The following is a 24,334-nucleotide window of genomic DNA, read 5'->3' as shown; positions in this document are numbered from 1 at the left end:
TCGGTGGAGCTGCATGACAAAGTCATCGGGCATTATCTGAACATAAAACACTATCAATAAGTTGGAGTCATTACCCAAGCGCGATACGGTTATACCGATAAACCGTGGCATACGGCATCACCGCATAGCCGCGCCAGTCGGTTAAAATGCCAGTTTGATTTTCAATGCGTACACCGCCTGCGCCAGGCGCTTTAATCAAAACATTGGTATCCCCTAAAGGCTGGCTCAGCGTTATGCCATTTTTATGTCCGACCACACCACCAGACAGCTGCCAGTTAACGTCATGTTGATCGCGGTCGTAGTTATACCCGACCCCCAGCGTACCGTAAGCGGCCTGCCAGTTTGCCGTGGCGCTGCCCGTGTACCCATTGTTCGAAGTATCGCCCTGGCTTACGTGATAACTCAGGTTGTGGCCTTCCAGTAAGGTCCCACCAACGCCTGCCAGCCAGCTATTTTGCCCGTTGCTGTTACGGTTGGCGTTAAAGGAGGCATAAGCGCGGTCGAGCGCATTTTCCCGGGTGTAGCGACGTTTGGTCAGAACATTGAAAGGCACTGAAACATTAAGTCCGACAATACGTTCGTTATCGGGGATCCCTACAGATTCATTCCACGAAAATAAGAGCGAATAACTGATGCCAACCCAGCTGCTGGTATACCCCACCTGATACCAGGTATCTGAATCCGAAGTATTCCAGTATTTTTGATGGGTACCAGAGATATAAAGCGAGCCAAAGTCATTAAGTGATTGTGAAATATTTAACTGCAAACGGTCTTTACGGCTAAAGCGTAAATTGTGGTAATTCACGATTATCGGTTCATCGCGATGCTCACCGTCGTAATCGTAATCATATTCGTACCCCTCCATTCGACGATACGCAACATCATCAAGGGTATAAAAACCTTGTGTCGAATAGCGGTAACCCATTAACTGAAAATTGGTGCCGAAGGTGTTCATCGATTTCGCATAGAGGAAGCGAATGGAATCCCCCTCATGACGACTGTCGTCGGCTAACTGGCTGCGCGCATGGGTCACATCCAGCGACACTGCGCCCCAGTTCCCGAGGTTGCGCCCCAGCCCTAATAAAAAGGCGGTGTAATTGGCAGATAATTGCGTCCCGCCGTAGGCAGTAAATTCCTGTGGTAAACCGCCGAGTGCCGTGCCCTGAAAAAAGAAAGGCGATGATTGCTGACTATTACCGCTACGAAAATCGCCCGCCGTCAGGTCAAATTTGAAACGCCCTTCGCGTTGTAAAATTGGCACTGTTGAATACGGAATTGTGTAATTCTGCTGATTACCATCGCGTTCGTCGATGGTGACGTCCAGATCGCCATTTGAAGATGTCGGGTGCAAATCTGTAATTTCAAAAGCGCCGGGGGAAACATAGCTTTGATAGATAATAAAACCATTTTGCCGAATCGTTAGCTGGGCCGCCGTACGGGCAATCCCACGTACCGTTGGGGCAAACCCCTGCTGGCTATCAGGATACATATTATCGGAAGAGTAAAGCCGTACACCACGAAATCCAACGCCATCGAAAATATCACTTCCTGTATTGCCGTCTCCCATTACCAGTTCACTTTTCAGCGGAATAATGGCGCGCTGTACCCAGGTGCCAATATTATTCCACTGTTCTGAATGATATCCATTTCCGCGAAAATAGTTCCAGGAACCATTGTTGCGTAAACGCCACGGGCCAATATTAATCCCGCTGAGCTCACTAAAAAAATAGCTATCGTTACCATTACCTCTGTTACCGGTGAAATTATAATTCAGGAGTAAAGCAGGAATACCTTCATCCCACTCTTCAGGCGGAATGTAACCGTGAGCGCTACTCAACAACGCTATCTGAGGAATCGTGATGTTCAGGCGCATCGCTGCAAAATCAAAGTTAATTGTGGCATCAGGTACAGCTTTCAGTAAATTGATGCATTTATTGTTTTGCTGCTGGGCTAACTCGGGAAATGCACTGCTATTAAGGCCAATTCGTTCAAGGAATACCTGGTTAAAACAGGGCATTAACCCACCTGATTTATCACCTGTATTTTCTGTTGTCGATTCAAATACGATATCCTGTGAACCAATGAACTCATCATTACGCCAGAGATCCACCCGATACACGCCCGCAGGTTGATGATTACCTCTCTCAAAGCGCGATAAATCAGCAACGGATGTGCCATTCTCTAATAAAAATGCCGGGTTGAAATAACTTTCCGCATAGCTTAAAAAGGAGGGTAAAATGGCAAGAGATGAATAACAAATTCCGGCCAGACACCAGGTATACCTCTGCGGAATATCCGTAGTAGTGGGTATTTTCATAATTAGCTCTGATATTGTCAGATGATTCGGTTAGTTTAAGTTCACTTCTCTGACCGGGGTTACTGAACCATAATCATTAACGGTCTGAAATTTCAGCTTTCCCTGCACTCCTGAGGGTAAGGGAATTTGTGAATTAACTCTGGGTGCAGCCATAGCATTCCCCAACTTTTGGCTGCCCACTTGTAAGTTAACCAGGGTGACATAAAAAGGTGATGGATTATGAACATTGATATAGTTACCGGATCGCGAAAACTTGAGTGTGTCCGGCGCTTCTGCGGGTAATTCTTGTAGTTGAATTGGACGGAGAAATAACTTCATGCGCGATAAAATCGCCAGTTGCAAAACATTCCTGCCGTTCAATGCATTTTTATCTACCGAAGGGATCGTCTTAACATTCATCCAGAACAGAGACTCACGATCTGCTGCCAGCGGTGGACCGGTGTAAATAATACGCAAAGTATTTTCGCTTTTGGGTTCACTAACAAACAGTGGCGGTGTAATGATGAATGACTTTTCTTTTACACCGCTGCTGTTTTCAATCCACGAATTGACCAGAAAGCGCTCATTGGTATGGCTATTTCTAATCCATACCGCAGTCTGTTTAGCATCAGCGGGATAAATAATACGCGTGGCACCTAATGCGATCCCTCCGGCAGCATGGGCGCTGGCCGAAATGATTAAATAAAATATAATGAGCATCAATAACTTTATTTTAGTCATCATAGTTAATACGCCTTGTGTATTCCTGACGGCAAAAATAAGAAATATAAAGAAATGATTGCTTTGGTTTCTTACAACACATCATTCCCTTTTCATTTAATAAAGCGGCATGATACAAAGTGAACATGATTTCGATTTACATTGCCACCATACCGCTTCAGACAACCGGTACATTACTTTGTTATAAGACGTGGTATATAATTCAAAACAACGTGGTTTTTATTATTCGTATCTCATAATAAAAGTCGCGTCAGCATTTGCTTGCCCTGCTGATGCACTTGTACCGGTGCCTTTATAACGTGCAGAAAAAGGAAGAACGTTGGTCCCGGGGATCAAGTTCTGGTTGGTTGAGAAGCTATTCCCATCAGGTTTGAGAATTGCGGATGTATTATCAAGTATTTCAATACCGACACCCGTTGCTGTTGTTGTATTGGTACTGGATGCAATGGCCAATAAATTATCATTGATTGCATCAGCCTGACCAGAAAATGCAACGGCAGCATTAGCGGCAACAACAGGATCGCAGTCGTTCAACTGTATAGTGAATGGAATTAATGCAGAGGTATTACCAACAGCATTGAAAATATCGGTACGATATTGACCGAGTGTGACAACCTGGTCTGCCGAGTCAGTATTCACTGAACAGGCAGCATTCACCAGTTCGCCTTCAAAGTGAATTGTACCGCCATCTACAACGGCAGCATAACTACCCGTAGCGGCGAATAGTGCGGCAGCCAGCGCAGACGAAATAAATCTTAATTTCATATATATTCCTTCAATCTCATTTATCGACTCCACATCCGTATATAACCGATTACTTTATTTAAGACACTGATAGTATTAAATTCCTTTTTATCCTCTAAGAATGTCTTAATTGAAAATATGCACTCTATTCTAAAAAATAGAGCGCCCCGTTAGATGAATACTTCCGCGCAAAATATATTCAACACAAATATAGACCTGAAGCGGTAAATTACCAGGCTGAAAATTCTTTTTATATTGTCAGGTATTTCTTAAATTATCTTAATCCTTAGACAAGGAAATAAATCAGTTCCAGATTTACAACGCCATCATGGACGAAAAATGAAGCTTTCAATCTCAGCGACAGTGCGCCTCACCTTCGCAAGAGGTCGCTTCACGCGATAAATCTGAAACGAAACCTGACAGCGCGCCCCGCTTCTGACAAAATAGGCGCATCCCCTTCGACCTACGTAACAGATGGAATCCTCTCTCTGATGGCAGCAAAGATTATTGACGGTAAAACGATTGCGCAGCAGGTGCGCTCTGAAGTTGCTCAAAAAGTTCAGGCGCGTATTGCAGCCGGACTGCGGGCACCAGGACTGGCCGTTGTGCTGGTGGGTAGTAACCCTGCATCGCAAATTTATGTCGCAAGCAAACGCAAGGCTTGTGAAGAAGTCGGGTTCGTCTCCCGCTCTTATGACCTCCCGGAAACCACCAGCGAAGCGGAGCTGTTGGAGCTTATCGATGCGCTGAATGCCGACAACACCATCGATGGCATTCTGGTTCAACTGCCGTTACCGGCGGGTATTGATAACGTCAAAGTGCTGGAACGTATTCATCCGGACAAAGACGTGGACGGTTTCCATCCTTATAACGTCGGTCGTCTGTGCCAGCGCGCGCCGCGTCTGCGTCCCTGCACCCCGCGCGGTATCGTCACGCTGCTTGAGCGTTACAACATTGATACCTTCGGCCTCAACGCCGTGGTGATTGGCGCATCGAATATCGTTGGCCGCCCGATGAGCATGGAACTGCTGCTGGCAGGTTGCACCACCACCGTGACTCACCGTTTCACTAAAAATCTGCGTCACCACGTAGAAAATGCCGATCTACTGATCGTTGCCGTCGGCAAGCCGGGCTTTATTCCTGGTGACTGGATCAAAGAAGGCGCAATTGTGATTGATGTCGGCATCAACCGTCTGGAAAATGGCAAAGTTGTGGGCGACGTCGTGTTTGAAGACGCGGCTAAACGCGCCTCATACATTACGCCTGTTCCCGGCGGCGTTGGCCCGATGACGGTTGCCACGCTGATTGAAAACACGCTTCAGGCGTGCGTTGAATATCATGATCCACAGGGTGAGTAACATGGCGACATTTTCTTTAGGTAAACATCCGCACGTTGAGCTGTGCGACTTGCTGAAACTGGAAGGCTGGAGCGAAAGCGGCGCGCAGGCGAAAATCGCGATTGCCGAAGGCCAGGTGAAAGTTGATGGCGCGGTTGAAACGCGCAAACGCTGCAAAATCGTCGCCGGGCAGACAGTGAGTTTTGCAGGTCACAGCGTACAGGTTGTTGCCTGATCCCTTTCCCGGCCTGTATCAACAGGCCGGTTCTCTTTTCAGACTGTTGCCCTCTACGCCCCGTTCATCCATGCTGATAGCATCGACATTTTGCCGAAGCGACCATCATGCCAACCGTTATTACGCACGCCGCCGTTCCCCTATGCATTGGTTTAGGGTTGGGTTCGAAAGTCATCCCTCCGCGTCTGTTATTTGCCGGAATCATCCTGGCGATGCTGCCCGACGCCGACGTATTGTCGTTTAAATTTGGCGTTGCTTACGGCAATGTTTTTGGTCATCGCGGGTTTACCCATTCGCTGGTGTTTGCGTTTGTTGTCCCGCTGTTATGTGTGCTGATTGGACGCCGATGGTTCAGGGCTGGGCTGATTCGCTGCTGGCTGTTTTTAACCGTCTCGTTGCTATCGCACAGCTTGCTGGATTCAGTAACCACTGGCGGTAAGGGCGTTGGCTGGCTGTGGCCGTGGTCAGATGAACGCTTTTTCGCTCCCTGGCAGGTGATTAAAGTCGCGCCGTTTGCATTGTCTCGTTACACCACAGCGTACGGGCATCAGGTGATTATTTCTGAATTGATGTGGGTGTGGTTGCCGGGGATGCTACTGATGGGAATGTTGTGGTGGCGCAGACGATAACCGGATGCGAAAACTCGCATCCGGCAATAGCGCAATTACTTACGACGCCAGGTGGTCCCTTGCGGGCCATCTTCCAGCACGATCCCCATCTCGTTAAGACGGTCACGCGCCGCATCTGCCGCCGCCCAGTCTTTCGCTTTACGGGCATCCAGACGCTGTTGAATTAACGCTTCAATCTCAGCCACTTCGCTGTCATCTGCCTGCGCGCCGCTTTGCAGGAACGCTTCCGGTTCTTGCTCCAGCAGGCCCAATACAGCGGAAAGTTTACGCAGGTGAGATGCCATTGCATTCGCCGCTGCCATATCTTCTGCTTTCAGACGGTTCACTTCACGCGCCATATCAAACAGCACGGAATAGGCTTCCGGGGTGTTGAAATCGTCGTCCATCGCTTCAATAAAGCGCGCTTCAAACGCTTCGCCACCGGCAGGCGCAACGGTTTTATCTGTGCCGCGCAGCGCAGTGTAGAGACGCTCCAGCGCCGCACGCGCCTGCTTCAGGTTCTCTTCGCTATAGTTCAGCTGGCTGCGATAGTGGCCCGACATCAGGAAGTAACGCACGGTTTCCGCGTCGTAGTATTTCAGCACATCGCGCACGGTAAAGAAGTTACCCAGCGATTTGGACATCTTCTCGCGGTCAACCATCACCATCCCCGAGTGCATCCAGTAGTTCACATACTGGCCATCATGGGCACAGGTGGACTGCGCGATTTCGTTCTCGTGGTGCGGGAACATCAGGTCTGAACCGCCGCCGTGGATATCAAAGTGGTTACCCAGCTGCTTGCAGTTCATTGCCGAACATTCAATGTGCCAGCCAGGACGGCCCGCGCCCCACGGAGACGGCCAGCTCGGTTCGCCCTCTTTCGACATCTTCCACAGAACGAAGTCCATCGGGTTGCGTTTGTCGTCGACCACGTCAACGCGCGCACCTGCCTGCAGCTGGTCGAGATCCTGACGCGACAGCACGCCATAAGTCGGATCGGTCGGGACGTCGAACATCACGTCGCCGTTGTCCGCCACATAAGCGTGACCTTTGGCGATCAGTTGTTCAGTAAGTTCAATAATTTCTGCGATATGGTGCGTCGCGCGCGGCTCCATATCCGGGCGCAGAATGTTCAACGCATCAAAATCTTTGTGCATTTCGGCGATCATGCGATCCACCAGCGCCACAAAGCTTTCGCCATTTTCATTGGCGCGTTTGATGATTTTGTCGTCGATATCGGTAATGTTGCGCACATACTTCAGCTTATAGCCGAGGAAACGCAGATAACGCGCAACCACGTCAAAAGCAACAAAGGTACGCCCGTGACCGATATGACAGAGATCGTAAACGGTGATTCCACACACGTACATGCCGACTTCCCCGGCGTGAATAGGCTTAAATTCCTCTTTTTGGCGTGTCAGAGTATTGAAGATTTTTAGCATCGAAGATTCCGTTTAGACATGTGTGGGTAATTGAGTTGCGTATAATACCCATATTTCCCGCGCGAATCAGCATACATTGCGTGATGATCCGATCGTGCGGTTATGCTATAACACCACCCTATATATGACCCGAACTGGGTTGAAGCACCAATCAAACGGAACAGGATGCAAAAATGGTTACTTTCCACACCAATCACGGCGATATTGTCATCAAAACTTTTGACGATAAAGCACCTGAAACAGTTAAAAACTTCCTGGACTACTGCCGCGAAGGTTTTTACAACAACACCATTTTCCACCGTGTTATCAACGGCTTTATGATTCAGGGCGGCGGTTTTGAACCGGGCATGAAACAAAAAGCCACCAAAGAACCGATCAAAAACGAAGCCAACAACGGTCTGAAAAATACCCGTGGTACGCTGGCAATGGCCCGTACTCAGGCTCCGCACTCTGCAACTGCACAGTTCTTCATCAACGTGGTTGATAACGACTTCCTGAACTTCTCTGGCGAAAGCCTGCAAGGTTGGGGCTATTGCGTGTTTGCTGAAGTGGTTGAAGGCATGGACGTGGTAGACAAAATCAAAGGTGTTGCAACCGGTCGTAGCGGTATGCACCAGGACGTGCCAAAAGAAGACGTTATCATTGAAAGCGTGACCGTTAGCGAGTAATCGTGGCGACACTCTTTATTGCAGATCTTCATCTCTGCGTGGAAGAACCGGCGATCACCGCCGGTTTTCTGCGTTTTTTAGCGGGAGAAGCCCGCAAGGCCGACGCGCTGTATATTCTTGGCGATCTGTTTGAAGCATGGATTGGCGACGACGATCCCAACCCACTCCATCGCCAGATGGCGGCAGCGATCAAAGCGGTGTCCGATTCCGGCGTTCCCTGTTATTTCATTCATGGCAACCGTGATTTTCTGCTCGGCAAACGCTTTGCCCGTGAAAGCGGCATGACGTTATTGCCGGAAGAAAAGGTGCTCGAACTTTATGGCCGCCGGGTGCTGATTATGCATGGCGACACGCTGTGTACCGATGACGCGGGTTATCAGGCTTTTCGCGCCAAGGTCCACAAACCCTGGCTGCAGACGCTATTCCTCGCCCTGCCGTTGTTTGTGCGCAAACGCATTGCCGCGCGAATGCGCGCGAACAGTAAAGAAGCCAACAGCAGTAAATCGCTGGCGATCATGGACGTTAACCAAAACGCTGTGGTCAGTGCGATGGAAAAACATCAGGTGCAATGGCTGATCCACGGGCATACCCATCGCCCGGCGGTGCATGAACTTATCGCCAATCAGCAACCTGCTTTTCGCGTGGTACTGGGTGCCTGGCATACGGAAGGTTCGATGGTGAAAGTCACGGCGGATGACGTTGAGCTAATTCATTTTCCGTTTTAAAAAACCCGCAACTTTGCTGATTTCACAGCCACGCAACCGTTTTCCTTGCTCTCTTTCCGTGCTATTCTCTGTGCCCTCTAAAGCCGAGAGTTGTGCACCACAGGAGTTTTAAGACGCATGTCTTCCCGCAATAATCCGGCGCGTGTCGCCATCGTGATGGGGTCCAAAAGCGACTGGGCTACCATGCAGTTCGCCGCCGAAATCTTCGAAATCCTGAATGTCCCGCACCACGTTGAAGTGGTTTCTGCTCACCGCACCCCCGATAAACTATTCAGCTTCGCCGAAAGTGCCGAAGAGAACGGTTATCAGGTGATTATTGCGGGCGCAGGCGGCGCAGCGCACCTGCCAGGCATGATTGCCGCCAAAACGCTGGTGCCAGTGCTGGGCGTGCCAGTACAGAGCGCCGCACTGAGCGGTGTCGATAGCCTCTACTCCATCGTACAAATGCCGCGCGGCATTCCGGTGGGTACGCTGGCGATTGGTAAAGCTGGCGCGGCAAACGCGGCGTTACTGGCAGCACAAATTCTTGCGACTCATGATAAAGAACTGCACCAGCGTCTGAATGACTGGCGCAAAGCCCAGACCGACGAAGTGCTGGAAAACCCGGACCCGCGAGGTGCGGCATGAAACAGGTTTGCGTCCTCGGTAACGGGCAGTTAGGCCGTATGCTGCGTCAGGCAGGCGAACCGTTAGGCATTGCTGTCTGGCCAGTCGGGCTGGACGCTGAACCGGCGGCGGTGCCTTTTCAACAAAGCGTGATTACCGCTGAGATAGAATGCTGGCCGGAAACCGCATTAACCCGCGAACTGGCGCGCCATCCGGCCTTTGTGAACCGCGATGTGTTCCCGATTATTGCCGACCGTCTGACTCAGAAGCAGCTTTTCGACAAGCTCCACCTGCCAACCGCACCGTGGCAGTTACTTGCCGATCGCAGCGAGTGGCCTGCGGTGTTTGATCGTTTAGGTGAGCTGGCGATTGTTAAGCGTCGCACTGGTGGCTATGACGGTCGCGGTCAATGGCGTTTACGCGCCGATGAAACCGAACAGTTACCGGCTGAATGCTACGGCGAATGTATAGTCGAGCAGGGCATAAACTTCTCTGGTGAAGTGTCGCTGGTTGGCGCGCGCGGTTTTGATGGCAGCACCGTGTTTTATCCGCTGACGCATAACCTGCATCAGGACGGTATTTTGCGCACCAGCGTCGCTTTTCCGCAGGCCAATGCGCAGCAGCAAGCGCAAGCCGAAGAGATGCTGTCGGCGATTATGCAGGAGCTGGGCTATGTGGGCGTGATGGCGATGGAGTGTTTTGTCACCCCGCAAGGTCTGCTGATCAACGAACTGGCTCCGCGTGTGCATAACAGCGGTCACTGGACACAAAACGGTGCCAGCATCAGCCAGTTTGAGCTGCATCTGCGGGCGATTACCGATCTGCCGTTACCGCAACCGGTAGTAAATAGTCCGTCGGTGATGATCAACCTGATTGGTAGCGATGTGAATTATGACTGGCTGAAACTGCCGCTGGTGCATCTGCACTGGTACGACAAAGAAGTCCGTCCGGGCCGTAAAGTGGGGCATCTGAATTTGACCGACAGCGACACATCGCGTCTGTCCGCGACGCTGGAAGCCTTAATCCCGCTACTGCCGCCGGAGTATGCCAGCGGTGTGATGTGGGCACAGAGTAAGTTCAGTTAACCTGGTGCTCATTTGATTGCCGGATGCGGCGTGAACGCCTTATCCGGCTTACCGCTCCGGTACCCATTGTAGGCCTGATAAGACGCGTCAAGCGTCGCATCAGGCATGGTGCACCGATTGCCGGATGCTCTCATCACTACAGCGAAATACAGGTCCCCGCTTCGCCCGCCAGCGTCTCTTCAATTCGCGATAACGCCCCAATCCACGCGGGTTTACCACGGCTTCTGACATAACCACTCACCGCCGTTACCTTCGGCCCCATCGAACCATCGGCTTTGGCAAATGGCGCTAACTCATCCGGTGTGGCATGGCGAATGGCACGTTGCTGCGGCGTTCCCCAGTTTTCATATACCGCATCAGCATCGGTGAGGATCACCAGTCCATCGGCGTTAATTTGCTCGGCGAGCAACGCAGCGGCGAGATCTTTATCAATCACTGCTTCACTCCCTGCTCCGTCATCCGTCACAGGCACACCGCCGCCGCCACTGCAAATCACCACATGCCCCTCTTTGAGCAACAACTCGATGGCTTCGCTGTCGAGAATTTTACGCGGTTGCGGAGACGCCACCACCCGGCGCAAATATTTACCATCACGTTTCATCTGCCAGCCGTAAGCCGCTTCCAGTGCCTCTTGTTCTTCTGGCTGATAAACCGGACCAATAAATTTCTCTGGCTGCAAAAACGCCGGATCATCAGGCGAAACCTCAATGCGCGTCAGCACCGTCGTGACAGGCGGCATCTGCGGCTGTGCGCTCAAACTCTGCGCCAGCATATAGCCAATCATCCCCTGGCTTTCCGCCACCAGCACATCCAGCGGATACGGTTCTACCTCTTTCCACGCCAGATTCTGTAACGCCAGCAGCCCCACCTGCGGCCCGTTGCCGTGAACAATCGCCAGCCGATAAGAACGGGCCAGGCGTGCCAGCGCGGGTACAGCACTGGCGATATTGCGATATTGATTTTCTGCCGTCAGCGCCTCACCGCGCTGAAGCAAGGCATTGCCCCCAAGAGCTACAACCAGTGTTTTCATGGTTTTCCTTGTAATAATTGTTGACCAAGCCAGAACCCCAGCAGTGTATCTGCCCCTGACGTATGCCCCAGCGCCAGCAGCGAATCAATCGCAACAGCGGTACGTTTCGGGCAACTCAGAGCATGAACAAAGTGCAGGAGTGGCGAGGCGAAATATCCTTGCGCGGCATAACGTAAATAACTGACGCTCACCGCTGTGGTAACGAGTTGAAGATTGTCGGAACAGGCAAAAAACTGGCAACCGGAGCGCGCATCTAAAGCACCATAATACCAGGCCGCCAGCAGCATTCCGCTCAGCGTGTCATCATGACTTGGCGTTAATCCGGGGCCTTTACCCAGCCAGTGCCGCCAGTCGGTCTTAACGCCATTGAGCGCGGCCTGAAAACAGTGACGAAACTGGCGTAATTCAGCAGGCAGCGGATCGCTTGCCGCCAACACCAGTGGCCCGAAAAGCCCGGTTTCCTCCGCGCGTTGCATCCATGCAGCTGCAAGCGGTTGAGGATGCGCAGGCGGCGTAATACGCAGCAAATAATAACGCTGTGGCTGTTTAACCGTGAAACGCCCGAGGCGAATACCTTGAGCCACAACCTGCGGTCGTTCATTGCCGCATAATCCACCGCATAACGCATCGAATTGCGCGCGGCGAAGCACCCATCCTCCGGGGCCGAAACCACTACCCTGACGATGCAGCGTTAACAGTTCGCCGCTTTCCGTCATCAGGTTAATCGCCCGCCGCCACACTCCCGCTAACCGCCAGGACTGGCGATAATTCGGTGCGCTACTACTGGCAAGCAGAGGATGGATGATCGTCATTGCGCGTTCCTCAACCAATACCCATGCTTTCAGCCAGTGCTTCCAGCGCCTGTTCAAAGCACGCCAGCGGTGCCCGCACGGTGCCTGCGCCAATCTGCCCGATCCCCGCCTCTTTATGGGCGATACCGGTATTGATGAGTGGCGTAATGCCGGTTTCTACCACGCGACGAATGTCCAGTCCCAGGCACGCGCCCTGAAAATCCCAGCTTGGGATCTGCAACTGCATATTGCGTTCAAGGTAAATTTCCGCCATCTCTTCAGATACCGCCCTGGCCGCTTCCATGCCACCCGCACCGACAAAGCGCGTTACGCCAGGCGCTGCGATCATTGCCGCACCTCCGATACCAAAGGTTTCGGTAATCGCGCTATCGCCCATATCCGGGTTCGCCTGCTCCTGCGAGAAGCCGGTGAAAAACAGACCTTGCGGAGTGTTTACAGGCGCAGTAAACCAGCGTTCGCCCAGCCCGCTTACCCGAATCCCGAACATATTGCCGTTGCGGGTCATTGCCGTGACGATGCTGCCTGCGCGGATCATCGCGCCAGCATCCATCGCCGCCTTGCAGTAAGCCATCGCGAGGTTGAGGAAGAACTGATCGGTCACGCTGAGGAAATCCATCACTTCCGCGATGTGCTGTTTATCATGATCGAGGCGAGCAATTTGTGGGGCCAGCGCACGCATTAACAGTGCTGAGGAAGCAATATTGCGTTGATGGAACTCATCGCCCATGGTAATGCCCTGCGCCATCATCGCGGTAAGATCGATACCGCGCTCCATGCGCCCCAGCGCCGCGCTTAATACTGGCATTAACACATCGCGCATCCAGCGATGGCGAGTCAGGACATCTTCGCCGTAAGCGCCAAAACGCATCACTTTGCCGATACCTTCGTTGAGGTTGCAGTACGCCCGGTTGCCGTCGGTCACATTCTCGACCACCAGCATCGGCATACTGGCAGAAGTAATGCCGCCCATTGGCCCGACGGCATTCACATGGTGACAAGGAATGAAGTTCACTTCCCCCTGCTCCAGTATTGCCAGCGCCTGCGCTTCATCTTTCGCCCAACCTTCGAACAGACATGCGCCCACGCACGCCCCTTTCATGGGTCCGGTCATCTCCTGCCAGCGCATTGGCGGCCCGGCGTGAAGCAGTGTTTTGCCCTGGTTTAGTTCGCTGATAAGTGAAGAAGTCGGTTGCACATCCAGCCAGTGTGGACGAGCGCGACGAATTTGTTCGATAACCGCAGCATTGGCTTGCGCCACTGATGTAAACATGGGAACCCCTTATTGCAAACGTTCTAATAAACGAGCCAGTTTTTTATTGCCGCCGGCGACTGGCGACCATTGGTAATGCACAACCGGTTTGCTGGCGCTTTGTAGCTCCAGCGCAAAACTGCGTAATCCGATGTTAATCACGGCGACGTTTTCCAGTAATGACGGTGTGTGTTGCTGTGCGGCAGGCGAGAGCGGATGAATTAACGCTGCCGCCAGCAAGGTGGCTTCCGGTAGCGAACTCACGACCGCAATCCCCGCATCTTCCAGCGTGGCGATTTGCTGCGAGCGGCATTGCGGGTCACGTTCAGTGCCTGTCACCGTGGCAATGGCATACAGTGGTTGATTGTCTGAACGCGCAGCACAGGCTTTTTGCCAGGCGCTTACCAGCGAGGCGGCAGGATCGGCGGTCGCGCCGAAGCCAATCACGACATCAAGTAGCAATACGCGCACTGACGGTTTAGCGCCGAGATCGGCAATTAACTGGTTGCGTAAGGTTGGGTCGATCATCGGATGGGGACGCCCGACGGTGTAGAAATCATCGCCGAGGTCAATAATCTGGTGACCATCGGCGTCGAGCATCATGCCGTGATGATGGGCATCATCGGCTTCCACGCCAAGGTGTCCGGCAAGTAATCCCGCCGCTTCGGCAGCCAGCGTACCGCCGGTATACAAACCGCAAATAAATCCGCTGCTGGCAGGCGTTATCGCGTTACGTCGCGCCGTAACGCGTGAAAGCAGGCAAGCCAGGCGTGCGGCCTCATCCAGCGAGGAGGCAAACCAGACATTCTCGTCGCGGGCCACCGCCGGGGTATAACCTAAAAACAGCGCCACCGTCGGTTTGCCGGTTGCTTTCATGGCATTAACAATTTTCAGACGCACAGCTTCGGCAGGTGGTTTTGAAACAAATGCCAGCACTTCGCTTTTCTCGTCTGCACTGAGCATTTCCAGCGCTGTTAGCGCACTGATGCCGCCCACTTCACGGCTGAGGTCGCGGCCGCCAAGGCCAATCGCGTGAGTAATTCCCTCCCCTGCCAGCGCAATCTGCGAGCACAGCTCCTGAATCCCGGTACCGGAAGCGCCAATGACGCCAATGTTGCCTTCCGGCATCACGTTAGCAAAAGCCAGCGGCGTGCCGGCAATCATCGACGTACCGCAGTCCGGCCCCATCACCAGCAAGCCTTTTTCCCGCGCGCGGGTTTTAAGTTGGATTTCATCTTCCAGCGTGACGTTATCGGAGAACATCATCACGTTGAGGTTGCGATCCAGCGCCTGATTCGCCAGCTCCGCCGCATACTCGCCAGCCACTGAAATCAGCGCCAGATTGGCATCGGGTAATTTCTGACAGGCACTGTCCCAGCGACGCACCTGCGTCAACGCCTGGCTGCTGCCTGCCCCCTGCGCCAGTTGTTTTAGCGCCTCTTCAAGCTGCTGCATAATCGCCTGCGCGATCCCCGCATCCGCCGCTTCGCTACGAATTGCCACGCAAATATCGTTCGGCGTGGCGTTATTAAAATCGTCATGCCAGAAACCTGTGGTATCTAATAACGCTTTATTGGCGGGCGTACCCATCATTACGGAAACATCATCAACATTTTCTGATTCGCTGAGTTTTCGTGAAATAATCATTAAACTGACCGAATCCTGAAAACACCCTTTTTTAATAAAGGCGTGGTTCATAACAACTCCTTAAAAATTGCACCCATGGCAATTGCACGAGCAGTGTTAATGTGGCGATTACGGTATCGATGACAACGAGTAAATAAGGTGATGAATATCACACAGGGATTATTAACAAAAGAATTCAAATAACCGCCAGACTATTACGCGTTATTTTTTAATAAGCATGGTTGTTTTAAAAACCAGGTTAAAAGCGCGAAGATTATCAAATAAATTCTAACTATATTTTTTTGCCTGTCTGGATCACATAATCCAGATATTTTCCCTGTATGTTAATTGCAGTCATGCTTCACACCGTCGTTAAAAAGGAAGACAGATGAAAATCAGTCGGGAAACACTCCACCAGCTAATCGAGAATAAGCTCTGCCAGGCTGGGTTAAAACGTGAGCACGCTGCAACCGTGGCTGAAGTATTGGTTTACGCCGATGCCAGAGGGATCCACTCTCATGGCGCGGTGCGCGTGGAATACTACGCGGAACGCATTTCAAAAGGCGGCACCAACCGCGAACCGGAGTTTCGTCTTGAGGAAACCGGGCCGTGCTCGGCAATTTTACATGCCGACAATGCCGCCGGACAGGTCGCGGCGAAAATGGGTATGGAACATGCCATCAAAACCGCCCAGCAAAATGGCGTTGCGGTGGTCGGTATCAGCCGGATGGGTCACAGCGGCGCAATCTCTTATTTTGTGCAGCAGGCAGCCCGCGCCGGATTAATTGGCATTTCGATGTGCCAGTCCGATCCAATGGTGGTGCCGTTTGGCGGCGCGGAAATTTACTACGGTACTAACCCACTGGCCTTTGCCGCGCCGGGAGAAGGCGACGAGATCCTTACCTTTGATATGGCGACTACCGTACAGGCATGGGGAAAAGTGCTCGACGCCCGCTCGCGTAATATGTCTATCCCGGATACCTGGGCGGTCGATAAAAACGGTGCACCAACAACCGATCCGTTCGCGGTACATGCTCTGCTCCCCGCAGCCGGGCCGAAAGGGTATGGCCTGATGATGATGATTGACGTCCTCTCAGGCGTCTTACTCGGCTTACCGTTCGGGCGACAGGTTAGTTCGATGTATGACGATTTACACGCCGGGCGTAATTTGGGGCAATTACATGTAGTTATTAACCCGAACTTTTTCTCCTCCAGCGAATTATTCCGTCAACATCTTAGCCAGACCATGCGCGAATTAAATGCCATTACCCCCGCGCCCGGTTTTAATCAGGTTTATTATCCCGGACAGGATCAGGATATTAAACAACGCAAAGCCGCCGTCGAAGGCATCGAAATTGTTGATGATATTTACCAGTATTTAATTTCCGACGCGCTTTATAACACGTCATACGAAACGAAAAATCCCTTTGCGCAATAATTATTGAGACAGGACTTTCTTATGATTACACATTTTCGTCAAGCCATAGAAGAAGCGCTGCCCTGGCTTTCCTCATTTGGCGCTGACCCAACGGGTGGGATGACCCGTTTACTTTATTCGCCGGAATGGCTGGAAACCCAGCAGCAATTTAAAAAAAGAATGGCAGCAAGCGGGCTGGAAACACGTTTCGATGAAGTGGGGAATTTATACGGTCGCCTGAATGGCACCGAATATCCACAGGAAGTGGTTCTGAGCGGTTCGCATATCGATACCGTGGTTAACGGCGGTAACCTCGACGGGCAATTCGGCGCGCTGGCGGCGTGGCTGGCAATTGACTGGCTGAAAACGCAATACGGCGCACCGCTGCGTACGGTTGAAGTGGTGGCGATGGCAGAAGAAGAAGGCAGCCGCTTCCCGTATGTTTTCTGGGGCAGTAAAAATATCTTTGGGCTGGCGAATCCTGACGACGTGCGGAATATCTGTGATGCCAAAGGAAATAGTTTTGTCGATGCGATGAAGGCTTGCGGATTTACTCTGCCGGACGCCCCGCTAACTCCGCGTCAGGATATTAAAGCCTTTGTCGAACTGCATATCGAACAGGGCTGTGTGCTGGAAAGTAATGGGCAATCAATTGGCGTGGTGAATGCAATTGTCGGGCAACGTCGCTATACGGTGACGCTGAACGGCGAATCAAACCATGCAGGCACCACGCCGATGGGTTATCGTCGTGATACGGTTTACGCTTTCAGTCGCATTTGCCATCAGTCGATCGAAAAAGCGAAAAAGATGGGCGATCCGCTGGTTCTGACCTTTGGGAAAGTAGAGCCGCGCCCGAATACGGTGAATGTGGTGCCGGGTAAAACCACGTTCACCATTGATTGTCGTCATACCGACGCCGCCGTGCTGCGTGATTTCACCCAACAGTTAGAAAACGACATGCGGGCGATTTGCGATGAAATGGACATTGGTATTGATATCGATTTATGGATGGACGAAGAACCCGTGCCGATGAATAAGGACCTGGTCGCCACCCTGACAGAATTGTGTGAAAGTGAAAAACTGAATTACCGGGTGATGCACAGTGGTGCCGGGCACGACGCGCAAATTTTCGCGCCTCGCGTACCAACCTGCATGATTTTTATCCCCAGCATCAACGGGATCAGCCATAACCCGGCGGAACGCACCAATATTACCGACCTTGCCGAAGGGGTCAAAACGTTGGCACTCATGCTTTATCAACTTGCCTGGCAGAAATAAGGAGTCATAAATGGGATATTTAAATAACGTCACCGGTTACCGCGATGATTTACTGGCTAACCGTGCGATTGTGAAACACGGTAATTTCGCACTGTTAACACCAGACGGTCTGGTAAAAAATATTATTCCGGGCTTTGAAAATTGTGACGCGACAATCCTCTCCACGCCAAAGCTGGGTGCCTCTTTTGTTGATTATCTGGTCACACTGCATCAAAACGGTGGCAACCAACAGGGCTTCGGTGGCGAAGGCATTGAAACGTTCCTGTATGTGATCTCTGGAAATATCACTGCCAAAGCCGAAGGCAAAACATTTGCCTTAAGCGAAGGTGGCTATCTTTATTGCCCGCCAGGCTCCTTAATGACGTTTGTTAACGCCCAGGCCGAAGACAGCCAAATCTTTTTATATAAGCGCCGCTATGTTCCGGTAGAAGGCCATGCACCGTGGCTGGTTTCTGGCAATGCCAGCGAACTGGAACGCATTCACTATGAAGGTATGGATGATGTGATCCTGCTGGATTTTCTGCCCAAAGAGTTAGGTTTTGATATGAACATGCATATCCTCTCTTTTGCACCAGGTGCCAGCCATGGTTATATCGAAACACACGTTCAGGAACACGGTGCCTATATTCTTTCCGGTCAGGGGGTTTATAACCTCGACAATAACTGGATCCCGGTGAAAAAAGGCGATTACATCTTTATGGGCGCTTATTCTTTACAGGCTGGTTATGGCGTAGGGCGTGGTGAAGCGTTCAGCTATATTTACTCGAAAGATTGCAACCGCGACGTAGAGATTTAAGTCATACCACTCGCCTGATTATTTTTAGCTATGTTGGATTTTGCCACGGTTTATACCGTGGCTTTTTTTGTAACATTGCCTGATGCGCTTCGCTTATCAGGCCTACATGATCTCTGCAATATATAGAATTTGCGCGATTTTCAGGAAGGATATAGTGCTCATGCAGCATCCGGCATGAGCACTGCGCTCTTATACGAAATAAATAGCATCCGCTTTAAAGGTAAGGGTCAGTTTTTAATTCCCTGACCTATTTTAATGGCGCAGGCAATATTTCGCGCGCTGTTGAAGAGATTGGTTTCACCGCTGGCGAGCACTTCGGCTAAAGGTGCCAGACGTGGCAAAATGCTGAATACCGCGTCAATGCCGTACTGGTGCACCACTTCCACGCCATCACCCAATACGCCAGCAATCCCAATCACCGGTACATTAAACTGCTTCGCCACCGACGCAACGCCCAGCGGCGCTTTACCGCCTGCCGTTTGCGAGTCAATGCGCCCTTCCCCGGTGATCACCAGTGCTGCCCCCTGCACCGCCTGCTCCAGGTTGACCGCACGCAGTACAATCTCAATACCCGGTTTAATATCCGCATTGAGAAATACCGCCGCCGCAATACCCATACCGCCCGCAGCGCCGCCGCCCGCCATCTGGCAGACATTAATTTCAGTTTGCTGTTGTAAAACACGGGCGTAATTTTGCAGCCCCTGTTCAAGTTCTTCGACCATCTCCGGCGTTGCCCCTTTTTGCGGGCCAAACACCGCCGCCGCGCCGCGTGCCCCTACCAGCGGGTTATCAACGTCACATGCTACTTCAATATGGCAGTTCGCCAGACGCGGATCGCATTCCTCCATCTCAATGCTTGCCACGCGCGCTAAATTGCCGCCGTTAGCCACCAGCACCTGACCGTCGGCATCAAGGAAACGCACACCGAGCGCCTGCGCCATGCCCATACCGCCGTCGACCGTCGCACTGCCGCCAATGCCGAGAATAATATGGCGAATGCCGTTATCCAGCGCATGACGAATTAACTCCCCCGTACCAAAACTGGAGGCCAGCAACGGATTACGCTTTTCAGGCGCGACCAGCATCAGGCCACTTGCTGCCGCCATCTCAATCACCGCCGTTTTCCCGTCGCCGGTAATGCCATAAAAAGCATTCACTTTTTCGCCCATCGGCCCGCAGACTTCAAGCGTCACGATGTTGCCGCCCGTCGCGGCGACCATCGCATCCACCGTCCCTTCGCCGCCATCCGCTATCGGCAAACAGATATAGTTCGCATCGGGAAAGAGGGTCGAAAACCCGGCTTTAATTGCCTGACAACATTTTTCTGCACTTAAGCTCTCTTTAAAAGAGTCTGGCGCAATGACAATCTTCATTATCAATCCTTTTTCAACAAATTATTCGATGCGTTCCCACGGAATAAGGTTATCCATAAGAACAGCCAGTAAAATCCCGACCAATAAGCCGTTACTGAGCAGAGGACGAAGCGTTAATGGAAGGTCTTGCAGATACACAGGCGGTAATGCCATTAAAAATATGCCGACAAATAACGGCAATGCGAGTCGATAAATATTGCGAGCGGTAAACGTTATTTGCTGGCTAAACACCAGCGCGGAAAAGAGTAAAGGCAGATAAGAAACCAGCATGACCGCACTACTCACGGGTAAAGGGATACTGCAAAACAGTCGCGTGAGTGCAGGAACCAGCGCCACCAGCAGGCAAATAACGCTGCCATAAATAAACGAACGCCGCGTGTAATCGCCAGTCTGGGTTAATAAACCAATGGATGAAACAAACGGTGAAAATGGAATTACCGCCAGCGGTACGGTTATCAGCGTCATAAATCCGGTCGCCACAAAGCTACGACGATAACGCGTATTCCCCGCGCCCTGCTGCGGATAAAAAACATCCGTGCCCCGAATCGCACCGTAGGTATTGCTGATATTCACCAGACCTGTAATCACCGCCGTCAGAATAATCCCCGGAGACAAAGCACCGCCACTGCCGAGCGGGAACCACTGCCAGTGCAACTCACCGGAGAGCGAATGCGAAGAAGGAAAGCAAAAGTCCCACAACAACCAGCCGGTTATGGTGCCGACCAGCAGGCCATAACGGGCAAAACGTTGCGGCAGGAAAATAATCATCGCCAGTACCAGGCACATCACCGCCACCGAGAGCGCGAACGGTGGTAACTGAATTTTAAAATTTGGGTCGGCTATGCCAAACGGCAGCCCGAGCATACCTTTGAAAAAGATAGTGGCCAGCTGCGCGCCCAGCATCAACATAAACAAGACCATCACCGACGGCGTAAATAACCGTGCCAGGCGATGGCCTAATCCGCTAAAACCAATCAACATCGTCAGCACGCCGGAGAGCGCAATCCCCACTGCCAGGCTGGTGGCGATATCGTTGATCGGTGTCCTGCGCGATGCTTCGCCAAGGGTGATAGTTAGGATGGTTCCCCACCACAGGCCCCCCGGCCCTTCCATAATAGCGCGACGATGACCGCAAAACGCCTGAGCGAAGCAGGCCAGTGCGGTAGCAAGAAAAGCATATTGCGTGAGCGTAAGCAGGCTACTTTGCGGCAACTGAAAAGCAGAAAGTAGCGTAGGAGGAACCACAACCGTGTTGCAAAAAATAAAGAAAAACCACTGAAATCCTGATAACAGGCTTTCGCGGCTAACTGCAAAATTGAACATAAACACACCTTAACCGGAGAATGCCCGCCGCAAGGACGGGCATTGCAGGGGCCAGATTACTGCTGATGTTTAAGGATAAATTGACCTTTCGGCGCAACAGGGAAGCCCTGTTCGATGTCGTAAATCACATCACCACGTAAGATGGTTTTCGTGATACGCGCGCCAATGGTACGGCCAACATACGGGCTGACTTTGTGGCGATATTCCAGATCGTCATTGGTAAGAACATAGCTGCTATTCGGCTGAATGAAGACGAAGTCGGCATCTTTTCCTGGGGCGATACGGCCTTTTTGCTGCAGACCGAAAATATCTGCTGCGTTAGTCGCCATTAATTTGCCGAACATTGGCAGAGACATTCCGCGTTTCTGTACCGCTTCATCGAACATCACGTCCATACAGTTTTGCAGACCGGCAATACCGCCCCATGCTTCCATGATGTTGCCGGCTTTCATTTCCGGAGGGCATGGTGAGTGGTTGGAAACCAGGCAGTCGATTTCACCGTTAAACAGTTTTTCCCACATGCCTTTCTGGTTTTCCAGATCGCGGATCGGCGGTGAACACTTCGCCAGAGTACCGATTTCTTCGAACTGATCGGTATCCAGTACAAAGTAATGCGGGCAGGATTCACAAGTAACGTCCTGACCTTCCTGACGTGCACGAGTCACTTCTTCAACGCCTTCCGGGCTGCTGATATGGCAAACGTGCAGACGGCAACCGGCAACTTTCGCCAGATACAGCACGCGGCGAATCGCTTCCACTTCGGTAAATACCGGACGCGAAGCCACATAGTCATGGGCAGTTACGCGACCTTCACGTTTCGCTTCTTCGCCCAGTGCGTCACAGATCAGCGCGTTTTCGCAGTGCACCAGCACCGGCTGCCCCAGTTCGCCCAGCTTCTGCGCACCTTTGAAGAACTGCCAGTCGTTTACATCACGGAAGTCGTTGTCGATACCGCGATCGCCACAGGTCGCAACGAAGCATTTGAAGCCGACAACGCCCACTTCATCCAGCTCATGCAGACGGTCGATGTTGTAAGACACCAGGCCACCGAGTTGTGCCGCATCGATAGTCAGCTTGCCTTTAGCGGCATCGAACTTCAGTTCAATTGAAGCGCGGTCAACCGTTGCAGGCAGCTGGTTGAGCGGCATTTCGATCATGGTGGTGATACCACCTTTTGCCGCTGCGCGAGTACCGGTTTCATAACCTTCCCAGTGGCTACGACCCGGTTCAGAAATATGGGTGTGCGCATCAACCATGCCCGGCGAAACCACCAGACCAGACGCATCCATAACTTCTTTTGCATCGCCCAGATCCTGACCGATAGCAGCAATTTTGCCGCCTTTAACGGCGATATCTACAACGCGAGCTTCGTTTTCTAAAATAACGGTGCCGTTTTTAATGATTAAATCAAAAGACATAACAAACTCCTTGTAAAATACAGATTGGTTTTTAACTCAATGTTCAATATCGGGATTAATTAACCTATGGTTTTTTGCTCTCCTGTTTTTTCTGCTGTTGTACGTTTCTTTAATAAGGCGTAGGCCGCAAAGGCGACGATGACGCCGACAAACCATGAAACACGCGATAACGGTTCCATAAAGGGAATAAACTTACCGCCAAGAGATAAAATAACGGCCACCAGAGTTACTGAAAACGCGGTGAGGTTAAAACCGTTATCGTAATATTTATAATCGCCAGGTGCGGTGTACAGTTCATCAAGATTAATTTGCCCACGCATCACCACAAAATAATGCGCCATCATGACACCAATTACCGGACCCAGCATTCCGCCGATGATATCGAGGAACAGATAAATACTGTCCTGATTTTCCATTAATTTCCACGGGCAGATCAGCAGGCTGATAATACTGGCAATCAGTACGCCGTTTTTATAGGTCAGTTTTGTCGGTGCAATGGCAGCAATCTGATAACCGGCCGGAATAATATTACCGGTGGCGTTAGTGGAAATGGTCGTCATCAGAATAACCAGTACCGCAAAGAACGAGGCAAACAGGCTGTCCCAACGCTGAACAATATCCAGCACGTTCCAGGTGTCAGCGCCGTAGTGAATACTGGCTCCGGCAATAATACATACCCCAGCGACCGCAAACAGAATATAGGCCACAACTAAACCCAGCGTTTGCCCCAGCGCTTGCTCACGAAACGAGTGGGCGTTTTGCGTAAAGTCGGATGCGCTCACCGCCGGTGCCGCCCAGACCGCAACTACCGCGTTAATCACCACCAGGAACAAGAATCCACTGTTTTCTGCTTTCTGAATACCGCTCGGAATGTAGTCAAAGATTGGACCGAGCCCGACCAGCGAAATCGCCCAAATCGCCATACCGCCGAAAACGATATAGATGCACGGGTTAAGAATGGCAGTGAATTTATTTAAAACTTTGCCACCGCCAAAACCTATACCAACGTTGACCAGCCAGAAGAGTAAGAAAGTAATTAAGCCCGGTAGAGAAAGGCCTAATAGAGTGAAATCACCACCGAGAGTCAAAAATCCCGGCCAGATTTTGCCAATCAGAATCAAGCAGGCCAGTGACCCCGCGTAACATTGCAGGCCAAACCACATAATGGCAGCAATACCGCCTCTTAATAATCCGGGAAACAGTGCGCCACGTACGCCGTAAGAAGCACGCAGGATCATGGCAAACGGTACGCCGTATTTACTGCCCGCAGCGCCGTTTAATACCATTACCGCGGCAATGAAAAAGGCGCTGAGGATAATTGCCAGCATAATACTAAAGGTAGACAAGCCGAGAATAAAAAAGCCGCCGACCATCACATAATTGGGAACGTTATGAACCGAACCCATCCATAAGGTAAAATAGTTAAATGTTTTCCAGGTCCGCTGGCTTTGCGTTTTCGGCAATAGATCTTCGCTATAGCCGCGTTGCTGGAATAGTTTTCTCTGATGTTCCATAAATCCCTCTT

22 protein-coding genes and 1 pseudogene are annotated in these 24,334 nt (G+C 51.5%); 11 read left to right on the top strand and 12 right to left on the bottom strand.

Annotated features, from left to right (window positions below; all coding sequences use genetic code 11):
- The first annotated feature begins 3 nt into the window (after positions 1–3).
- Entirely contained in the window at positions 4–60 is a 57-nt protein-coding gene (locus tag OQV04_RS25075) for an IS1 family transposase (protein ID WP_003032489.1), read from the top strand.
- Positions 61–76: 16 nt separating this feature from the next.
- Here the strand turns inward: OQV04_RS25075 and fimD are convergent.
- From fimD to fimA, 3 genes and pseudogenes are all read right to left on the bottom strand, one after another.
- Positions 77–2,317 (bottom strand): annotated as a pseudogene (gene fimD / locus OQV04_RS13465) (outer membrane usher protein FimD); the annotation flags it as partial.
- 30 nt (positions 2,318–2,347) lie between these two features.
- Positions 2,348–3,040 carry a type 1 fimbria chaperone FimC gene (gene fimC, locus OQV04_RS13460; RefSeq protein ID WP_000988364.1) on the bottom strand — a complete coding sequence of 231 codons (693 nt, stop codon included), beginning with the start codon at positions 3,038–3,040 and terminating at the stop codon, positions 2,348–2,350.
- Between the two features lie 219 nt (positions 3,041–3,259).
- Positions 3,260–3,802 (bottom strand): type 1 fimbrial major subunit FimA, encoded by a 543-nt coding sequence (gene fimA, locus OQV04_RS13455; RefSeq protein WP_032280440.1) that lies wholly within the window; start codon positions 3,800–3,802, stop codon positions 3,260–3,262.
- A gap of 470 nt (positions 3,803–4,272) precedes the next feature.
- Between fimA and folD the strand changes: the two genes are divergently transcribed.
- The 3 genes from folD (at position 4,273) to OQV04_RS13440 (ending at position 5,982) form a co-directional block, all read left to right on the top strand.
- Entirely contained in the window at positions 4,273–5,139 is an 867-nt protein-coding gene (folD, locus tag OQV04_RS13450; RefSeq protein ID WP_000729155.1) for a bifunctional methylenetetrahydrofolate dehydrogenase/methenyltetrahydrofolate cyclohydrolase FolD, read from the top strand.
- 1 nt (position 5,140) lies between these two features.
- Positions 5,141–5,353 (top strand): ribosome-associated protein YbcJ, encoded by a 213-nt coding sequence (gene ybcJ, locus OQV04_RS13445; RefSeq protein ID WP_000190288.1) that lies wholly within the window; start codon positions 5,141–5,143, stop codon positions 5,351–5,353.
- A gap of 107 nt (positions 5,354–5,460) precedes the next feature.
- Positions 5,461–5,982, top strand: coding sequence for a metal-dependent hydrolase (locus OQV04_RS13440; RefSeq protein ID WP_001143547.1), 522 nt, complete (start codon positions 5,461–5,463; stop codon positions 5,980–5,982).
- Between the two features lie 35 nt (positions 5,983–6,017).
- Here OQV04_RS13440 and cysS read toward each other — a convergent pair whose 3' ends face one another.
- Positions 6,018–7,403: a cysteine--tRNA ligase gene (gene cysS, locus OQV04_RS13435; RefSeq protein WP_000912345.1), complete on the bottom strand. Its 1,386-nt coding sequence runs from the start codon at positions 7,401–7,403 to the stop codon at positions 6,018–6,020.
- Positions 7,404–7,576: 173 nt separating this feature from the next.
- Here cysS and ppiB point away from each other — a divergent pair, with 173 nt between their 5' ends.
- The 4 genes from ppiB (at position 7,577) to purK (ending at position 10,487) form a co-directional block, all read left to right on the top strand.
- Positions 7,577–8,071, top strand: a complete 495-nt coding sequence (ppiB, locus tag OQV04_RS13430) for a peptidylprolyl isomerase B (RefSeq protein ID WP_000256002.1) — start codon at positions 7,577–7,579, stop codon at positions 8,069–8,071.
- Between the two features lie 2 nt (positions 8,072–8,073).
- A complete protein-coding gene (gene lpxH, locus OQV04_RS13425) occupies positions 8,074–8,796 on the top strand; it encodes a UDP-2,3-diacylglucosamine diphosphatase (RefSeq protein ID WP_000212253.1) in 723 nt (240 codons plus the stop codon).
- A gap of 117 nt (positions 8,797–8,913) precedes the next feature.
- Positions 8,914–9,423 (top strand): 5-(carboxyamino)imidazole ribonucleotide mutase, encoded by a 510-nt coding sequence (gene purE / locus OQV04_RS13420; protein WP_001295318.1) that lies wholly within the window; start codon positions 8,914–8,916, stop codon positions 9,421–9,423.
- Positions 9,420–10,487 carry a 5-(carboxyamino)imidazole ribonucleotide synthase gene (gene purK / locus OQV04_RS13415; RefSeq protein WP_247806756.1) on the top strand — a complete coding sequence of 356 codons (1,068 nt, stop codon included), beginning with the start codon at positions 9,420–9,422 and terminating at the stop codon, positions 10,485–10,487. The genes purE and purK overlap by 4 nt, the downstream gene beginning before the upstream one ends.
- 136 nt (positions 10,488–10,623) lie before the next feature.
- On the opposite strand, the gene OQV04_RS13410 is transcribed toward purK, so the two are convergent.
- The 4 genes from OQV04_RS13410 to OQV04_RS13395 are packed head-to-tail and all read right to left on the bottom strand — an operon-like array spanning position 10,624 to position 15,276.
- Positions 10,624–11,517 carry a carbamate kinase gene (locus OQV04_RS13410; protein ID WP_000855378.1) on the bottom strand — a complete coding sequence of 298 codons (894 nt, stop codon included), beginning with the start codon at positions 11,515–11,517 and terminating at the stop codon, positions 10,624–10,626.
- Positions 11,514–12,329 (bottom strand): DUF2877 domain-containing protein, encoded by an 816-nt coding sequence (locus tag OQV04_RS13405; RefSeq protein WP_032280436.1) that lies wholly within the window; start codon positions 12,327–12,329, stop codon positions 11,514–11,516. The genes OQV04_RS13410 and OQV04_RS13405 overlap by 4 nt, the downstream gene beginning before the upstream one ends.
- A 10-nt stretch (positions 12,330–12,339) precedes the next feature.
- Positions 12,340–13,599 carry a DUF1116 domain-containing protein gene (locus OQV04_RS13400; protein WP_032280435.1) on the bottom strand — a complete coding sequence of 420 codons (1,260 nt, stop codon included), beginning with the start codon at positions 13,597–13,599 and terminating at the stop codon, positions 12,340–12,342.
- Between the two features lie 9 nt (positions 13,600–13,608).
- Positions 13,609–15,276 carry an acyl-CoA synthetase FdrA gene (locus tag OQV04_RS13395; RefSeq protein WP_032280434.1) on the bottom strand — a complete coding sequence of 556 codons (1,668 nt, stop codon included), beginning with the start codon at positions 15,274–15,276 and terminating at the stop codon, positions 13,609–13,611.
- Positions 15,277–15,592: 316 nt separating this feature from the next.
- On the opposite strand from OQV04_RS13395, the gene allD reads away from it, so the two are divergent.
- Genes allD through allE form a run of 3 tightly spaced genes read left to right on the top strand, consistent with a single transcriptional unit; the run spans position 15,593 to position 18,695 of the window.
- On the top strand, positions 15,593–16,642 hold the full coding sequence (gene allD / locus OQV04_RS13390) for an ureidoglycolate dehydrogenase (protein ID WP_000703913.1): 1,050 nt from the start codon (positions 15,593–15,595) through the stop codon (positions 16,640–16,642).
- A gap of 21 nt (positions 16,643–16,663) precedes the next feature.
- A complete protein-coding gene (gene allC / locus OQV04_RS13385; protein WP_028132645.1) occupies positions 16,664–17,899 on the top strand; it encodes an allantoate deiminase in 1,236 nt (411 codons plus the stop codon).
- Between the two features lie 10 nt (positions 17,900–17,909).
- Complete coding sequence (gene allE, locus OQV04_RS13380; protein ID WP_000540946.1) at positions 17,910–18,695, top strand: (S)-ureidoglycine aminohydrolase; 786 nt, start codon at positions 17,910–17,912, stop codon at positions 18,693–18,695.
- A gap of 227 nt (positions 18,696–18,922) precedes the next feature.
- Here allE and glxK read toward each other — a convergent pair whose 3' ends face one another.
- The 4 genes from glxK to OQV04_RS13360 are packed head-to-tail and all read right to left on the bottom strand — an operon-like array spanning position 18,923 to position 24,323.
- A complete protein-coding gene (gene glxK / locus OQV04_RS13375) occupies positions 18,923–20,068 on the bottom strand; it encodes a glycerate 3-kinase (RefSeq protein ID WP_000706350.1) in 1,146 nt (381 codons plus the stop codon).
- A gap of 21 nt (positions 20,069–20,089) precedes the next feature.
- A complete protein-coding gene (locus OQV04_RS13370; protein ID WP_332642051.1) occupies positions 20,090–21,391 on the bottom strand; it encodes a uracil/xanthine transporter in 1,302 nt (433 codons plus the stop codon).
- Positions 21,392–21,447: 56 nt separating this feature from the next.
- Positions 21,448–22,809, bottom strand: coding sequence for an allantoinase AllB (allB, locus tag OQV04_RS13365; protein WP_032280432.1), 1,362 nt, complete (start codon positions 22,807–22,809; stop codon positions 21,448–21,450).
- 59 nt (positions 22,810–22,868) lie between these two features.
- Entirely contained in the window at positions 22,869–24,323 is a 1,455-nt protein-coding gene (locus OQV04_RS13360; protein WP_000401139.1) for an allantoin transporter, read from the bottom strand.
- Positions 24,324–24,334 lie beyond the last annotated feature (11 nt).

Origin of the sequence: Escherichia sp. Lx600-2 (genome assembly GCF_036662595.1) — a bacterium.
In the GTDB taxonomy this organism is placed as follows: domain Bacteria; phylum Pseudomonadota; class Gammaproteobacteria; order Enterobacterales; family Enterobacteriaceae; genus Escherichia; species Escherichia coli.
Note: the sequence above shows the minus strand (reverse complement) of the source record. Positions and strands in the feature narration are given on the sequence as shown.

Excerpts from the sequence above, each read along its gene's own strand:
- ppiB (WP_000256002.1), top strand. The coding sequence starts at position 7,577 with ATGGTTACTTTCCACACCAATCACGGCGATATTGTCATCAAAACTTTT.
- allD (WP_000703913.1), top strand. The coding sequence starts at position 15,593 with ATGAAAATCAGTCGGGAAACACTCCACCAGCTAATCGAGAATAAGCTC.
- OQV04_RS13360 (WP_000401139.1), bottom strand. The coding sequence starts at position 24,323 with ATGGAACATCAGAGAAAACTATTCCAGCAACGCGGCTATAGCGAAGAT.
- cysS (WP_000912345.1), bottom strand. The coding sequence starts at position 7,403 with ATGCTAAAAATCTTCAATACTCTGACACGCCAAAAAGAGGAATTTAAG.
- OQV04_RS13370 (WP_332642051.1), bottom strand. The coding sequence starts at position 21,391 with ATGTTCAATTTTGCAGTTAGCCGCGAAAGCCTGTTATCAGGATTTCAG.
- purK (WP_247806756.1), top strand. The coding sequence starts at position 9,420 with ATGAAACAGGTTTGCGTCCTCGGTAACGGGCAGTTAGGCCGTATGCTG.
- OQV04_RS13400 (WP_032280435.1), bottom strand. The coding sequence starts at position 13,599 with ATGTTTACATCAGTGGCGCAAGCCAATGCTGCGGTTATCGAACAAATT.
- OQV04_RS13410 (WP_000855378.1), bottom strand. The coding sequence starts at position 11,517 with ATGAAAACACTGGTTGTAGCTCTTGGGGGCAATGCCTTGCTTCAGCGC.
- allB (WP_032280432.1), bottom strand. The coding sequence starts at position 22,809 with ATGTCTTTTGATTTAATCATTAAAAACGGCACCGTTATTTTAGAAAAC.
- fimA (WP_032280440.1), bottom strand. The coding sequence starts at position 3,802 with ATGAAATTAAGATTTATTTCGTCTGCGCTGGCTGCCGCACTATTCGCC.
- ybcJ (WP_000190288.1), top strand. The coding sequence starts at position 5,141 with ATGGCGACATTTTCTTTAGGTAAACATCCGCACGTTGAGCTGTGCGAC.
- glxK (WP_000706350.1), bottom strand. The coding sequence starts at position 20,068 with ATGAAGATTGTCATTGCGCCAGACTCTTTTAAAGAGAGCTTAAGTGCA.
- OQV04_RS13395 (WP_032280434.1), bottom strand. The coding sequence starts at position 15,276 with ATGAACCACGCCTTTATTAAAAAAGGGTGTTTTCAGGATTCGGTCAGT.
- OQV04_RS13440 (WP_001143547.1), top strand. The coding sequence starts at position 5,461 with ATGCCAACCGTTATTACGCACGCCGCCGTTCCCCTATGCATTGGTTTA.
- purE (WP_001295318.1), top strand. The coding sequence starts at position 8,914 with ATGTCTTCCCGCAATAATCCGGCGCGTGTCGCCATCGTGATGGGGTCC.
- allE (WP_000540946.1), top strand. The coding sequence starts at position 17,910 with ATGGGATATTTAAATAACGTCACCGGTTACCGCGATGATTTACTGGCT.
- allC (WP_028132645.1), top strand. The coding sequence starts at position 16,664 with ATGATTACACATTTTCGTCAAGCCATAGAAGAAGCGCTGCCCTGGCTT.
- folD (WP_000729155.1), top strand. The coding sequence starts at position 4,273 with ATGGCAGCAAAGATTATTGACGGTAAAACGATTGCGCAGCAGGTGCGC.
- OQV04_RS13405 (WP_032280436.1), bottom strand. The coding sequence starts at position 12,329 with ATGACGATCATCCATCCTCTGCTTGCCAGTAGTAGCGCACCGAATTAT.
- fimC (WP_000988364.1), bottom strand. The coding sequence starts at position 3,040 with ATGATGACTAAAATAAAGTTATTGATGCTCATTATATTTTATTTAATC.